Origin of the sequence: Streptomyces yerevanensis (assembly GCF_000716805.1) — a bacterium.
GTDB lineage: Bacteria > Actinomycetota > Actinomycetes > Streptomycetales > Streptomycetaceae > Streptomyces > Streptomyces flaveus.
This window is the reverse complement of record NZ_JNWJ01000046.1, coordinates 53,671-69,148: the sequence shown is the minus strand read 5'-3', so window position 1 is coordinate 69,148 and position 15,478 is coordinate 53,671. Positions and strand designations below refer to the sequence as shown.

9 protein-coding genes are annotated in these 15,478 nt (G+C 68.4%); 7 read left to right on the top strand and 2 right to left on the bottom strand.

Annotation, left to right across the window (positions count from 1 at the left end; all coding sequences use genetic code 11):
- On the bottom strand, positions 1–902 hold a 902-nt coding region (locus OP79_RS35960; RefSeq protein ID WP_211270926.1), incomplete at its 3' end, for a lytic polysaccharide monooxygenase auxiliary activity family 9 protein.
- Positions 903–1,312: 410 nt separating this feature from the next.
- Here OP79_RS35960 and OP79_RS35955 point away from each other — a divergent pair.
- Together OP79_RS35955 and OP79_RS35950 are read left to right on the top strand one after the other, a co-directional pair.
- Positions 1,313–4,993 (top strand): S8 family peptidase, encoded by a 3,681-nt coding sequence (locus tag OP79_RS35955; protein ID WP_033326273.1) that lies wholly within the window; start codon positions 1,313–1,315, stop codon positions 4,991–4,993.
- A gap of 71 nt (positions 4,994–5,064) precedes the next feature.
- Positions 5,065–6,066, top strand: coding sequence for a response regulator transcription factor (locus tag OP79_RS35950; protein ID WP_033326271.1), 1,002 nt, complete (start codon positions 5,065–5,067; stop codon positions 6,064–6,066).
- Between the two features lie 57 nt (positions 6,067–6,123).
- Here OP79_RS35950 and acnA read toward each other — a convergent pair whose 3' ends face one another.
- A complete protein-coding gene (gene acnA / locus OP79_RS35945) occupies positions 6,124–8,841 on the bottom strand; it encodes an aconitate hydratase AcnA (RefSeq protein WP_033326269.1) in 2,718 nt (905 codons plus the stop codon).
- A gap of 427 nt (positions 8,842–9,268) precedes the next feature.
- Between acnA and OP79_RS35940 the strand changes: the two genes are divergently transcribed.
- From OP79_RS35940 to OP79_RS50685, 5 genes are read left to right on the top strand one after another with little or no spacing between them, the layout of a single operon-like run.
- Positions 9,269–9,967 (top strand): TnsA-like heteromeric transposase endonuclease subunit, encoded by a 699-nt coding sequence (locus OP79_RS35940; protein ID WP_245685564.1) that lies wholly within the window; start codon positions 9,269–9,271, stop codon positions 9,965–9,967.
- Entirely contained in the window at positions 9,933–12,026 is a 2,094-nt protein-coding gene (locus OP79_RS35935; protein WP_033326265.1) for a Mu transposase C-terminal domain-containing protein, read from the top strand. Before OP79_RS35940 ends, OP79_RS35935 begins: the two co-directional genes overlap by 35 nt.
- Positions 12,023–13,072 carry a TniB family NTP-binding protein gene (locus OP79_RS35930; protein WP_078492210.1) on the top strand — a complete coding sequence of 350 codons (1,050 nt, stop codon included), beginning with the start codon at positions 12,023–12,025 and terminating at the stop codon, positions 13,070–13,072. Before OP79_RS35935 ends, OP79_RS35930 begins: the two co-directional genes overlap by 4 nt.
- The gene (locus OP79_RS35925) at positions 13,069–13,656 is read left to right on the top strand and encodes a TniQ family protein (RefSeq protein WP_033326263.1); all 588 of its coding nucleotides are present in this window, start codon (positions 13,069–13,071) and stop codon (positions 13,654–13,656) included. The genes OP79_RS35930 and OP79_RS35925 overlap by 4 nt, the downstream gene beginning before the upstream one ends.
- Positions 13,656–14,639: a TniQ family protein gene (locus OP79_RS50685; protein WP_051745170.1), complete on the top strand. Its 984-nt coding sequence runs from the start codon at positions 13,656–13,658 to the stop codon at positions 14,637–14,639. The genes OP79_RS35925 and OP79_RS50685 overlap by 1 nt, the downstream gene beginning before the upstream one ends.
- Positions 14,640–15,478: the final 839 nt, after the last annotated feature.

Genomic DNA, 15,478 nt, shown 5'->3' with positions numbered 1-15,478 from the left:
CTCTGACCTCCGGGCAGCGTCCAGTCGACCATCCAGCCCAGCATCGGGACGTCGCCGGTGTTGGCGACGGTCACCTCGGACTGGTAACCGCCGTTCCAGCTGCCCGTCGTCTTGCGGGTGGCCGTGCAGGTGCCCGGCACCGGCTCGGTGGGGTTGCCCGGCTGCTTGATGCCGGTCACCTCGCCGTTTCCGCCGTCGAAAACGACGTCGGAACAGGAGTAGAAGGTCTCCTGGCTGTCGGAGCGCTGCCAGACCATGTAGATGATGTGGCGTCCGTCCTTGCCCTCCGGAAGCTGGCCGGACCAGGAGTAGTTGGCCTCGACCGTGCCAGGGGAGCCGTTGAGCGGCGGGTGGTCGACACTCAGGAACGGCTGCTCCTCCATGTCGTTCCACGTGAGCGGCTTGGTCGGGTCGAAGCCGTCCTTGGTGATGTAGACGTAGAACCAACCCGGGTGCGCGGCCCAGGCGTTGTACGAGAAGTCGACGGTCGCGCCGGAGGTCAGATGTGTCAACGGCCAGTCGTTGCTCGGGGTGTTGAAGCCGGTGAAGTTGGTGTTGCCGCCGCTGCACAGTTCGCCGTCGGGCACGAAGCCGCGGGTGCGGCCCGCGCCGTCCGAGCGCAGTACCGAGAACCAGTTGTAGAACGGCGTCGTGCCGCTGACCTGTTGCGCCGCCTTGCAGGCCGGGTTGACGGGCTTGATCTCGCCGGTGTCGGTCAGGCCGTCCTGCCAGCACAGGAAGGTGCGGCTGCCGGGCTTCATGGGGGTGCCGTGGGCCTCCGCCTCGCCGCCGGACGCGACCACGAGGCCGAGGGCCGGGACGGTGACGACGAGGGCGAGCAGTACAAGGAGCCATGCTCTGAGGCGAGTTGATGCCGGTGATGGAAGTAATCGAGGACTCATGACGTACGTCCCTTCGCGCTGCGGATGTGGGGGCGCTGCGGTTCTGTGAGGACGTGCGGGTGAGGTGGGAGGGCCCCGGTGGTTCGGGCAGGTTCCGGTCCACCCCTCCATGGGAGCGCTCCCACCTCACTCGGGGTGAAGATAGCGCCGAGCGGCCGACTTGTAAACGCCTGGCACACAAGGGCCACACCCCGATGAGTTGGGCCCATCCTCCCGGCGCACGACGGGAGTTCGACGACAAGGCCTGACGAAGACCTACGAAGGCGCCAATTCCCCTGGCCGAAGGGGGCATTGGCACTCCTCGGCCACAGGATTCCCTTGAGTCGCTTTGCGTGCAGCGCTCACTCTGATCACTGGCTTCCGCTCACCAGGCCGGAAGCGTCGTCAGCGTTCAGGGGAGGACGCCACCCATGCGAAGACTCCACGCCCTCTGGGCTGTGGCAGGAGCGGCAGGACTACTCACGGGCGCGATCACGCCCGCGGCGGCCGGTTCCGGATTACCGGTCACCGCACCGGACGCCACGCCCGTGCAGAGCGGCGCCAAGACCGGTGCCACGAACACGCAGACCGTCACTCTCATCACCGGCGACACCGTGTCGCTCAGCGCCGGCCCCGACGGCAAGTACGCCGTCGACGTCCAGCGCGGCAAGGGCCGTGAGTCCGCCACCTTCCTGTCCAGCGAACGCGACGGCGATATCAGCGTCTTGCCCTCCGACGCGCTCCCGCTGATCCAGGCGGGCCGCCTCGACCCCGCCCTGTTCAACATCACCCAGCTGGTGAAGCAGGGCTACACCGACGCCCAAGCCGGGGCCACCCCGGTCATCGCGACCTACACCAAGGGCAGTGCGACCCCCGACGGCGCGCGTCGCACCCTCGCGCTCCCCGGGATCGACGGCGCCGCACTGAGCGCCGAGAAGTCCACCGCGTTCTGGGCGGACATCGCCCCCGCGCTCGGCACCGAACCGACCTCGAAGGCCGCACGCCTGCTCGGTGAGGGCATCGAGAAGATCTGGTTGGACGCCAAGGTGGAGACGTCCCTCGATGTGAGCGTTCCGCAGATCGGCGCGCCCGAGGTGTGGCAGTCCGGCTACGACGGCAAGGGCGTCAAGGTCGCGGTCCTGGACACCGGCGTGGACACCGGGCACCCGGACCTCGCGGGCAGGATCGCCGAGTCGCGTACCTTCGTGCCCGACCAGGCCGTGCAGGACGGTCACGGCCACGGCACCCACGTGGCGTCCACGATCGTCGGCTCGGGCGCGGCTTCGGACGGCAAGCTCAAGGGCGCGGCCCCCGGTGCGGAGCTGCTGGTCGGCAAGGTGCTGGGCAACGACGGCCGCGGCCAGACCTCCTGGATCCTCGAGGGCATGCAGTGGGCGGCGAACTCGGGAGCGAAGATCGTCTCGATGTCGCTGGGCGGTACCGCGTCGGGCCCCTCCGACGTGCTGAGCGAGACCGTGGACGAGTTGTCCGCGTCGACAGGCACCCTCTTCGTGGTCGCCGCCGGCAACACCGGCCCGGCGGAGGGGACCATCGGCACGCCCGGCATCGCCGACTCCGCGCTGACGGTGGGCGCGGTCGACAAGTCCGACAAGCTGGCCTCCTTCTCCAGCCGGGGCCCGCGCCTCGGTGACTCCGCGATCAAGCCGGAGATCACCGCGCCGGGCGTGGGCATCGTCGCGGCCCGTGCCGCAGGTACCAGCATGGGCACACCCGTCGACGACACCTACACGTCGGCGAACGGCACTTCGATGGCGACCCCGCATGTCTCGGGCGTCGCCGCGCTGGTCGCCCAGGCGCATCCGGACTGGACGGGCCAGCAGATCAAACAGGCCCTCGCCAGCACCGCGAAGACCAGCCCGGACACCACCGTGTTCGAGCAGGGCGACGGCCGGGTGAACGCCGTGCAGGCCGTCGAGCAGGGCGTCTTCGCGACCTCGGCGCTCAGCTTCGGCACGTACAAGGACAGCGACACCGAGACCGACAGCAAGGACATCACCTACACCAACACCACTGACAAAGCAGTGGAGTTGAAGCTCTCCTCTTCCCTCACCGCGGCCACCCCGGCCACGGGCCTCGTGACCGTCCCGGCGAACGGCACCACCACCGTCGCGGTCACGGTCGCCCCCGCCGACCAGGCCGAGGGCCGGTACACGGGCCACATCACCGCGAGCGCCGACGGCGTCCGGGTCACCACGGCCGTCGGCTTCGAGAAGCAGCCGAAGACCTACCGCCTGAAGGTGTCGCTGGTGAACCGCGGCGGCAAGCCGTCCACCACGTCATCGATCTTCGTGTTGCAGGAGCTGAACGGCGCGTACCCGGCAACGAGCGGGTACATCGGCAGCGGCTACACCCTCAATGTACCGGCCGGCACGTACTCCACGGCGGCCTGGATCCCGGAGCGGGACGCGGGCGGACTGGAGGTCGCCACCTCGGTCGTCGGTGATCCCGAGATCAAGGTCGACAAGGACACCGAGGTCGTCCTCGACGCCCGCAAGGCCGTCGAGATCAAGCCGAAGACCAAGGAGGACTCCGAGTTCCAGGGGTTCATCACCAGCTGGCACCGGGAAGGTCCGGGTTCCGCCCAAAGGGTGACGTACCTTCAGAACTGGTGGACCGACCGCGTCTACGTCGCTCCCACCAAGAAGGTCACGGAGGGCATGTTCGAGTTCGTCTCCAAGTTCCGGCTGGCCGCCAAGGAGTTGACGGCGAGCGTCACCAGTCCCGAGAAGTACGCACTTCCCCTCGACTACGCACAGACGCGGAACGGCCTCCCGGCGGGATTCAGCAGCGAGCGGAAGGTGCGGGCGGTGGCCGCCGGCAGCGGCAGCGCGGCCGACTTCGAAGGGCTCGACGTCAAGGGCAAGGTGGCGGTCGTCCGGCTGCCGGCCGGGAAGACGGCGGACGAGGCGCTGGCCAACGCGACCAAGGCCGGGGCCGGTTACGTGATCGCGTACCGCGAGACGCCCGGGTACTGGATCTCCTGGGTGGACAGCGCGACGATCCCGCTGATGGTCGCCACCGGCGAGGACGGCGCGAAACTCGGGGCGCTGCTCGAGAGCGGGAAGAAGGTCACGCTGAAGCTGGACGGCACGGCGGTCAGCCCGTACGTCTACAACGTGATGTTCCCGCAGACCGGCGCCATCGCGGAGAACCAGACGTACTCCCTGAACAGTTCCAACACCGTTCGGCACAAGGTCCGTTACCACGGGGGCAAGGCCGGCCAGGTCGGCAAGGACGCCGTCTACCGGTACCGCCCCTCGCAGTCCGCGGCCATCGAGGCCAGCTACAAGACGCCACTCGGCACGGAGCGCACCGAGTACTACAACGTCTCCCCCGACACCCGTGTCTGGCACGCCGTCTACCCCGACGTGAATGCGCCCCTGCCCCAGTGGAACACCCTGCGGACCTTCGACAAGGCGGGCCGGGTGCCCGACGAGGACTGGCTGCGCCAGGTCGTGCGCCCGGCGTCCAGTGAGCAGTACGGCGTCTCCCAGCGCACCGGCGACAAACTCACCCTCAAGATCCCGGAGTTGAGCGATGCCGCACCCGGTCACTACGGGTACGTGGACAATGCCCAGGACACCGCGAAGGGCGCGCTGTACGCGGACGGGAAGCTGATCGGCGACTCCGTGCGCGGCTCAGGAACCTTCGACGTCCCGGCGGCGAAGACCGCGTACCGCTTCGTTCTCGACGCCCGGCGCACGGCCGACTGGGCGACGTACTCCACGAGCACCCACACCGAATGGTCCTTCGCTTCGGCGCGCACGGAACAGCAGACTGCGCTGCCGCTGCTCTCCGTCGATTACGACGTGGACGGGCTGGACCTGCTGAACCGGGTCGAGTCCAAGGGGAGGTCGGAGCTCGGACTCTCCGTCCGGGACCAGCACAAGAGCATCACGACCGGTCAGTTGAAGGCCTGGGTCTCCTACGACGACGGCACCACCTGGAAGGAGGTGAAGGTCCGGCACGGCAAGGCGGAGCTCAAGCACCCGAAGAAGGGCGCCGAGTTCGTGTCGCTGCGCGTGCGGGCCGCCGACCGGAACGGCAACGCGGTCGACCAGACCGTGGTGCGGGCGTTCGGCTTGAAGTAGACGGCCTGAAGCAGACGGCATCCCAGGCCGGTACTAACAGCCTTAACAAACATTGCCTACCGTGCCGAGCCATGGCGAACACGGCATATGACACGGCAGACCAGACCCCTGCCGCGAGCCCCTGGGCCGCGGTGGGGGTCTCCGCCTTCGACGAGCTGGTATACCGGGCGATCCTCCACCAGCCCGATGCCGGCGCGGCCGGCTGGGCGCTCCTGACCGGCGCCTCCCCGGCCCGGGTGCGCGAATCCTGCAACCAACTGCTCGCGGTCGGGCTGCTCCAGCCGCCGGATTCCATGGGGGGATTACGCGCGATCGACCCGAGAGTGGCGGTCCGCGGGCTGATCAGACGGCGCGAGACGGTGTCCGAACTGCTCGCCGCCACCGCCGAGGAGATGGCTACCGCGTACGAGGCCGGGCTGCTGCGTGAGGAGCCGTCCCGGCTGATCGAGGTCGCTTCCGGCGAGGGTGCCATCGCCGCTCGCCTGGAGGAGATGTACGCGCGCGCCGAGCACGAGGTGTGCCTCTTCGACACGCCTCCGTATCTCGCACCGCCCACACGGCAGTTGGATCTCCAGGCCGATCTACTCAGCCGCGGGATCGCCTCTCGCGGGATCTACGCGGCGCCCGCCCTGGAAGATCCGAACGTCCTCTCCCGCACCTGGAGGATGGTCGAACTCGGTGAGCAGGCCAGGGTGTTGCCCACCGTGCCGGTCAAACTGCTGGTGGTCGACGGCCGCAGGGCGATGCTCCCGCTGACCTCCTCCGTGGCGGGCGGCTACTGCGCCGTCGTGGTGTGGCACTCGGCGGTGACCGAAGCCCTGCAGAAGCTTTTCGAGATGGCCTGGCAGCAGGCGACACCGCTCGGCCGGCCGGTCGGGGACGGTGAACTCCCCGAGGGTGAACGGACGTTGATCAGGTTGCTGGCGGCCGGGTTGAAGGACGAGGCGGTGGCCCGCCATCTGGGGGTGAGCCTGCGGACCCTGCGACGGCGGGTGAGTGAGCTGCAGGAGCGGCTGGGGGCGACGAGCCGGTTCCAGCTGGGGGTGCGGGCCTCGCAACGCGGCTGGCTCTGATCGCGAAGGGCCGCACCCCGCGCCGGGGTGCGGCCCTCAACTGCCGTACCGAACCGCCTACTTGCGGATCAGCGAGCGCAGCACGTACTGCATGATCCCGCCGTTGCGGTAGTAGTCCGCCTCACCGGGGGTGTCGATGCGGACGACCGCGTCGAACTCGACGCCGGTGTCCGTGGTGACCTTGACCGTGCGGGGCGTGCGGCCCTCGTTCAGTTCGGTCACGCCGGTGAAGGAGAAGGTCTCCTCGCCGGTCAGGCCCAGGGACTCGGCCGTGGCCCCCTCCGGGAACTGGAGCGGGAGTACACCCATGCCGATGAGGTTCGAGCGGTGGATGCGCTCGTACGACTCGGCGATGACGGCCTTGACGCCGAGGAGCGCGGTGCCCTTGGCGGCCCAGTCGCGGGACGAGCCGGAGCCGTACTCCTTGCCCGCGAGAACGACGAGCGGGATGTCCTGCTCGATGTAGTTGCGGGAGGCGTCGTAGATGAAGGAGACGGGCGCGTCCGGCTGGGTGAAGTCGCGGGTGTAGCCGCCCTCGGTGCCCGGCGCGATCTGGTTGCGCAGGCGGATGTTGGCGAACGTGCCGCGGATCATGACCTCGTGGTTGCCGCGGCGGGAACCGTAGGAGTTGAAGTCGCGGCGCTCGACACCGTGCTCCGTGAGGTACTTGCCCGCCGGGGTGTCGGCCTTGATCGCGCCGGCCGGGGAGATGTGGTCGGTGGTGACCGAGTCGCCCAGCTTGGCCAGGACGCGGGCGCCGGTGAAGTCGGTGACCGGCGTGGTCTCCATCGTCATGCCCTCGAAGTACGGGGGCTTGCGGACGTACGTGGACTGCGGGTCCCACTCGAAGGTGTTGCCGGTGGGGATCGGCAGCGCCTGCCACTGGGCGTCGCCCGCGAAGACGTCGGCGTAGGACTTGTTGAACATGTCCTCGCCGATGGCGTTCGCCACGACGTCGTTGACCTCGGCCTCGGTGGGCCAGATGTCTTCCAGGTATACGGGCTTGCCGTCCTGGTCGGTACCCAGCGCGTCCTTGGTGATGTTCACCTTCATGGAGCCGGCGAGGGCGTACGCGACGACCAGCGGCGGGGACGCCAGGTAGTTCATCTTGACGTCGGGGTTGATCCGGCCCTCGAAGTTGCGGTTGCCGGAGAGGACCGAAGTGACCGCCAGGTCGTGCTCGTTGACCGCCTTGGAGACCTCCTCCGGCAGCGGGCCGGAGTTGCCGATGCAGGTGGTGCAGCCGTAGCCGACGAGGTTGAAGCCGACCTTGTCGAGGTACGGGGTCAGGCCCGCCTTGTCGAAGTAGTCGGTGACGACCTTGGAGCCGGGGGCGAGGGTGGTCTTGACCCAGGGCTTGCGCGTCAGGCCCTTCTCGACCGCCTTCTTGGCCACAAGGGCGGCGGCGACCATGACGTAGGGGTTCGAGGTGTTGGTGCAGGAGGTGATGGCCGCGACCGTCACGGCGCCGTGGTCGATCTCGTACGTCGAGCCGTCGGGGGCGGTGACCGTGGTCGGGCGGCTCGGGGCGCCGTTGGGGGCGACGGCTGGGGCGTCGGAGGCCGGGAAGGACTCCTGGCCCGCCTCGTCCACGGTGTCCACGTAGTTGCGTACGTCGGTCTTGAACTGCTCGGCCGCGTTCGCGAGGACGATACGGTCCTGCGGGCGCTTCGGGCCGGCGATCGACGGGACGACCGTCGACAGGTCGAGCTCCAGCTTCTCGGAGAAGTCGGGCTCGGCGGCCGGGTCGAGCCAGAGGCCCTGCTCCTTGGCGTACGCCTCGACGAGCGCGAGCTGCTGCTGCGAACGGCCGGTCAGCTTCAGGTACTTGATGGTCTCGGCGTCGATCGGGAAGATCGCGGCGGTCGAGCCGAACTCCGGCGACATGTTGCCGATGGTGGCGCGGTTCGCGAGGGAGGTGGCGGCGACGCCCTCTCCGTAGAACTCGACGAACTTGCCGACGACGCCGTGCTTACGGAGCATCTCGGTGATGGTCAGCACGAGGTCGGTGGCGGTGGTGCCGGGCTTGAGCTCACCGGTCAGCTTGAAGCCGACGACGCGCGGGATGAGCATCGAGACGGGCTGGCCGAGCATCGCGGCCTCGGCCTCGATACCGCCGACGCCCCAGCCGAGGACACCGAGGCCGTTGACCATGGTGGTGTGCGAGTCGGTGCCGACGAGGGTGTCGGGGTACGCCTGGCCGTTCCGGACCATGACGGTACGGGCCAGGTGCTCGATGTTGACCTGGTGGACGATGCCGGTGCCCGGCGGGACGACCTTGAAGTCGTCGAAGGCGGTCTGGCCCCAGCGCAGGAACTGGTAACGCTCGCGGTTGCGGCCGTACTCCAGCTCGACGTTCTGCGCGAAGGCCTCGTTGGTGCCGAACTTGTCGGCGATGACGGAGTGGTCGATGACCAGCTCGGCCGGGGAGAGCGGGTTGACCTTCGCCGGGTCGCCGCCGAGCTCCTTGACGGCCTCACGCATGGTGGCGAGGTCCACGACACAGGGCACGCCGGTGAAGTCCTGCATGATCACACGGGCGGGGGTGAACTGGATCTCCTGGCTGGGCTGGGCCTGTGAGTCCCAGTTGCCGAGAGCCCGGATGTGGTCGGCGGTGATGTTCGCGCCGTCCTCGGTCCGGAGGAGGTTCTCCAGCAGCACCTTCAGGCTGTACGGAAGGCGAGCCGAGCCTTCCACCTTGTCCAGCCGGAAGATCTCGTACGACTCGTCGCCCACGTTCAGTGTGGCGCGGGCGTCGAAGCTGTTCGCCGACACGACAGTCTCCTTCATTCATGTGCGCGTACCACCGCATCCTGCCGCCACGTCGGTTGGCCGATCAGCTAAGGTAAGGCTAAGTTAGGCAACCCTTACCGGTCTGGCGACTGAGGTACGCCTCGGCAGATATCTCGATGTCGAGATAACTCTAGTACATGACCGTCGCTCGGTCATGCCCGGAGGTCGTGTCCTGTCTCAGTGAACCCTGGGCAGTCTCAGTCTTCCCTGGGCAAATGGGCCAGCGTCTCAGTCGTCTGTGGGCAAACGGTGCCGTGTCTCAGTCTTCCCTGGGCACGGCTGTCTGGGCCTTCGTACCTTCGCTGTACCGCGTCAGCGCTGGGTGTCGGAGGCCGAGATGGACGCAGCGGGCTTCTGGTTGACGGTGACTGGGCCGGATGGTGCCCGTCGGCAAGGTCCGCTGAGCGTCATGTGGCCACAGCGGTTCGAGGCGGGGTGCCCGTCACGGTCCTTTCCCGCCTATCGCGGGCAGCGCAACTTCACGGGTTGGTACTGGTCGGCCACCTGCCGGGGGCATGTCCCCTACGAGTCGTGGTTGGAGCGCGATCACCTCATCCGGCTCGACTTCGACTGCGCGACAGTCGCCATGGCGGCCCAGCCGTTCACTCTGGCCTGGGATGACGGCGTGGTTGGGCATCTGGAGCACACGCCCGACTTCTTCGTGCGGCGGGGCGATGGGACGGGCTTGGTGGTGGATGTCCGGCCGGACGAGCGGATCGGGGAGCGCGATGCCGTGAAGTTCGTTGGCACGCGGGCTGCGTGCGCGCTGGTCGGCTGGGACTACGAACGCGTGGGTGCCATGGAGACGGTCTTCACGGCGAATCTGCGCTGGCTGGCGGGGTTCCGGCATGCGCGGGTGATGCGTGAGGACACGGCTGCGGCTCTGGGCGAGGTGTTCGCGGGTGGAGCAGGTCTGCTGGAGGGTGCTCGGGCCGTGGGAGATCCGGTCCTGGTACTTCCAGTCCTCTATCACCTGCTGTGGTGTCAGCAGCTCGCGGTGGATCTGCAGGCGGCGCTGCTGTCGCCGTCGGCCTGGGTGACACCGGGGCGGATCGGGTGGGAAGGGGACGGGGATGGTGACGCGTCCACGGCTGCTGTCGGTGGGTGACCGAGTCCGGTTCTCGGGCCGCGAACGCACGGTTGCGGCTCTGTCCGGATCGCTGGTGCAGCTGGTCGACGACGCTCAGGACGTCGCGGTGGTGTTGCTACCGCGACTGCTGACGGCAGAGGACTTCGAGATCCTCAGTGCCGTCCCGGGTCGCCCGATGGTGTCGGCTTCCGACCTGCTGGACGGACTGCCCGAGGCGGTGGTGGAGCGGGCGGAGTGGTGGCAGGAGCACCTTGTGGAGATGCTAACCGGCCGCTCGCTGGCTGATCCCGACATGCCGATGCGCGAAGAGTACGACCCGGCGGTTCGGTCACTGCGGCAGCGGGAGCTCGCGAAGGTCGCCGAGCTGCGGGACGGCGGCCTGACGGTGTCATTGAGCTGGGTCCAGCAGCTACGGACCCGGTTCGAGGCCAAGGGGCTCGCAGGGCTGGTTGACGGGCGCTGGCAACTGCGTCCGCAGGTGACGGGCCGGGTCGATCCCCGCGTGGTGACCGCGCTGGAGCAGGTGGTGGCGGACCAGGCCGAACGGTCCACAGTGTCCGGAGCGGTGCTGCGGCACCGGATGGAGCGGGTGTTGGAGAAGGAGCACGGTCGCGGTGTGGTGCCGCTGCCGTCGCGGGCGACGTTCTACCGGCTGTTGTCAGCGATCGGTTCGGGTCGTCACACGCTCGGGTCGGCCCGCACGCGCCGGTCACTGGCCAAGCGGCCGGATCGGACGTTCGGCCAGCTGATCGCTGCGAGGCCGGGCGAGGTAATGGAGATCGACTCGACGCCGCTGGATGTGCTGGTGGTGCACGACGACGGCACGGTGGACTCCTGCGAGCTGACCGGGCTGGTCGATCTGGCGACCCGGACACTGGCGTCGGCGGTGCTGCGGCCGTCGACGAAGGCGGTGGATGCCGCGCTGCTGCTGGCGCGGGCGATGACGCCTGAGCCGATGCGGCCGGGCTGGCCGGAGGCACTTCGGATGACGCGTTCGGTGCTGCCGCATGCCTCGCTGCTGGACGTGGATGCTCGGCTGGCCCAGGCCGCCGCGGTTCCGGTGATCACGCCGGAGACGATCGTCTGCGACCGCGGCAGGGCGTTCCTCTCCGACACGTTCCGCCGGGCCTGCCACACGTTGGAGATCTCTCTGCAGCCGGCGCATCCGGACACCCCGACCGACAAACCGCACATCGAGCGGACGCTGGGGTCGGTGGCGTCGATGTTCGCGCAGTTCCTCCCCGGCCACAAAGGCCGCAGCACCGAGCACCGCGGCAAGGAGCCGGAGCAGCAAGCGGTGTGGTCCATCCACCAAATCCAGGCCCTGTTGGAGGAGTGGATCGTGGCCCGATGGCAGACCCGGCCACACGACGGACTGCGGGATCCGTTGATGCCGGGGCGACCACTGAGCCCGAACGAGAAGTATGCGGCGCTGGTCGCGGCGGCCGGCCACGTCCCGGTCACGCTGTCGCCGACGGAGTACATCGAGCTGTTGCCGAGCACGCGCCGGACGCTGAACGCCTACGGCTTCAAGATCAGCCATCGGATCTACGACGGCCCGGACCTGGGTGACCTGCGCCGTGAGTACTCCGGTTCCGGTCCAGACGGGCGCCGATGGCAAGTGCACTACGACCCCTACGACATCTCCCGCATCTGGGTACGGCATCCGCGCACCCAGGACTGGGTCACGGTGTTCTGGCGGCACCTGCGCACGGCTCCGGTCCCGATGGGTGAGCTGGCCTGGGGTCACGCCCGCAAGGTGCTCGCCGAGCGCGGCGCGTCCGGCGCGGGCGAGGAGGAGATCGCCCGCGCTGCCGCCGAGTTGCTGGAGCGGATGGCCGCAGGGCCAGACACGCCGCTGCAGGACCATCCGAAGCGGGCGGCGTCACGGCAACGCAGCCGACGGGTCGCAGCCCGCACGCGCGCCACGACCGATCCGGCCTATCCCAGGCCACCGGCCATTGCCCCCGCCGAGGAAGACGAACAGGCGCAGGAGCCCGAGGCACCGGAGAAAGTGGCCGACGTGATCCCCCTCGGCCTGTTCGATCCGCTTGAGGATCCCTGGAGGCGTTCATGAGCACTGCGCAGTCACAGGCCTCGCCATCTCTGGCGGATCGGGATGCCAAGGCCCAGTTGCAGTTGACGACCCTGGGGGGATGGCGGGACTTCGTCACCGACGCCCCCTCACCGCCGACGTTGTTGACCGAGCATGAATACCGGGCGCTCACCGAGACGGAACGGGCCCTGGACGACGAGGACCGCATCGACCACCACGCCCGCACGCAGGTGGTGGCCACTCCGACGATCCGGCACATCGTGACCTGCGGACGCCGCCAGGTGCTGATGAACCGGAACGAACGCGGCGCCCGCCGCGGCCTGCTCGTGTCCGGACCGGCGGGCACCGGCAAATCCATCGCCATTACTCAACTCGGGCTCTCCCACGAACTGGTCGACCGGGCCCGACACCCGGGCGTCACGGACCGCATCCCCACCCTCTACGTGACCGTCCCGCCCGCGGCGACCGCCCGGATGATCGCGGCCGAGTTCGCCCGGTTCCTCGGCCTGCCGGTCCGTGCCCGGCTGAACATGACGGACATCATCGAAGCCGTGGTCGGCGTTCTCATCGATGCGCGCTGCAGCCTGGTGCTGGTCGACGAGGTCCACAACATCTCGCTGGCCACACGCAACGGCGCCGAGGTGTCCGACACCCTCAAGTACTTCGCCGAACGGATCCCCGCCACGTTCGTCTACGCAGGGCTCGATCTGGATCAGAAGGACTTACTGGAGGGCACGCGCGGCGCGCAGATCGCGGGACGCTTCACGCTGATCCGCACGGCACCCTTCCCCCTCGGAGACGACTGGAGCAGCCTGGTCGCCACCTTGGAGGACACCCTGCTGCTGCGCCGCCACCAGCCGGGCAGTCTGCGCCGACTCGACGGCTGGCTGCACGCCCACACCGGCGGAATGATCGGCGCCCTGTCCCATGCCATCCGCGGCGCGGCCATCGACGCGGTCCTGACCGGCACCGAGAAGATCAACAAAGCCGGGATCGAAGCCATCCCACTGGACTTCGCGGCCGAGTCCGACCGCCGCCTGAAGCGGGCGAAGGCGAAGCAGCCATGACGGCGGCACCCTCCCGGCTGCCGATGACGCTCCGGCCGCGGCTGGGGGAGAGCACGGATTCGTACATCCGGCGTCTGGCCCGCGCCAACCACCTCACCCCCAGCTACCTCCACGGCTTCCTCTGCGGGCCGCCGACCTGGTTCGGCAAGCCCCTCCTTACCCGGCTCGCCGCCGTGACCGGTCGCCCGGCGGCTGCCCTGCAGCACTCGCTCGCGGACGCCAGCTCTCCGCGACGGCGCCGCAAGCCCGCCCCCGTCCATGCCGACTGGCCTGACGAAGTCATCGACCGACTCCGGACCGTCCGCGACGATGCCAGCATGCATGGCCTGCCGCTGCCCGTGCTGGCGGCGCGGCACGGCCTGGACCAGCGCATGGTGCGACTCGCCCTCACTCGGGATCTTCCACGAACCCGTTCCAGGGCACGCCCGCCCTGCACCGTCCTGACCCCGCTCCAGCCGGTGATCGATCCGATGGCGGACCGTGGCTGCCGACCTCGCGAGATCTGGGCCCGGCTGATGAACGACTACGACACCTCCGTCAGCCTGTCCACGATCATCCTCTACCTCCGGACACGGAACCTCTGATGGCTCCCAGCCGCCAACTGCCCAGAACCGTCCCGCTCTTCCGGGACGAGACGGTCGACTCGTTCCTGGCCCGGCTCGCCACGGCCAACCATCTGGACGTCGAGGAACTCCGCGCGCTGCTCGACGTCCGCATGCTGAAGAAGACCCCGATCACAGAGCTGCGACCGCCACTGGCCACCATCTCCGGCTACACCGAGCATCAACTGACCCTGGCCCTGCCCGAGTTCATCGCAACCCGAAAGACCGACACCCCTGGCCTCATCGACCGTCCCCTGCCCGACAGCCACAATGCACAGCGGCCGGCCTGCCGACTCTGCGCCCACCGGGCGGGCATCACCAGCCCGGTGATCTGCTGGATGACCCACGACCGCAATGTCTGCCTGCGTCATCTGCTCTGGATCGGCGACGGCTGCCAACAGCCGGAGGACCAGGTCAACGTCACCTCGCTTCCGGGCACGGTGCTCGCCCAGCGCCACCACCGCAACCTCATCACCCGCCACGGACGCCGCTGGGTCGGCCTCGCGTTCCACAGCGCCAAAGAGATCTTCCTCGACTGGAAGGAACGCTACGGATTCCATCCGGAGGAAGCCATCACGCGACGCCTCACCGCACTTTCCTACCCCGCAGGAAAACCGGTCGCCGACGACCTCGCCCTGGCAGCCGGATTTCACCGCGAGATCGTGCGACTTTCCGGGCTCCTCGCCTCTGATCACTGGGAACGCGTCGCCCTGCGCAAGGGTGGGCTCGCTCGATTCCTCGACGAGGTCAGCCACCGGAACATCCTGGGTGGTTACGAACTCGAAGACCGCTCGGACCCTCTCCTCCAGTGGATCCGAGATCGCGCCGGCAACTACAACATGGCTCTTCACTTCAACAGGTGGGAGATCCTGACCATCCTCTTCCGCGAGGAGACCACCCGCCGCCTCACCAAACGGCCCGCAACCGACCTCCGCACCTGCCCCATGCCCCTTCCCTACTACTGAGGGGCCTCTGGACGGATTCCGTATTCGGCCAGCCACGTCAGCAACTCCTGCCGAGAAGTCCCGACCAGTCTCCCGCCGGTGAAGCGAGCGTTGTCCGTGACCTCGGCCACGCACTCCGCAGGAGGCACGAAAGCCAGGGCCTCTTCATCGCAGGTGAACTCGGCCTCCGCCAGGACCAAGCCCTGCAGAGGACCGTCGAAGACGTCAACGCCCAAGGGAGGCACACTGAACCGCGTCTTGGTCAACACCGCGGCCGGCAGCGAGGCAAGCAAGTCGTATTCGGCCGGCCGTCGGGCGGTGCGCGGAGGCAGACCTGGTGGCCTTACGCCGTGTCGTTCAGCGACTTATGGCGGAGAACACCCGGCTTCTCGGAGGGCAGGCCGACGCGCCCGGCGGCGGCACCCCGTCGGTCGGTCAGGAGGCTTTGGGATCGGGTGCGTAGGCCTCGGTGACGTCGCGAAACCTTTCCCTCAGCAGGGATTGCAGTTGGGTGTGGTTCCTGGCTCTGGCAGTTGGTAATTCGATGACCGATACGTTGACCGTAGAGTGACGGATCCACTCCCAGCCCTACGTCCGTAGCGTCGGGCGTGCTCAGTGCACGCGCACCCCACCAGGCCGTCTGCTCCGCCCAGGTCGACTTCGAGGTCCGCTCACCGTTCGCAGACGACTGGTCCCCCCGATGCTCTGGGCGGTTGGCGATGCTTGAGCTGGCGCCATTCCCGCCGGGCGTCGCACCCAACCGCGCTTGTGATGTCCACAACCCCAAACAAATCACCGATCGGAGAAACCTCGTGCCTGCCATATTGATTCATGGCCTCCGGGACACCTACCTGAGTCGA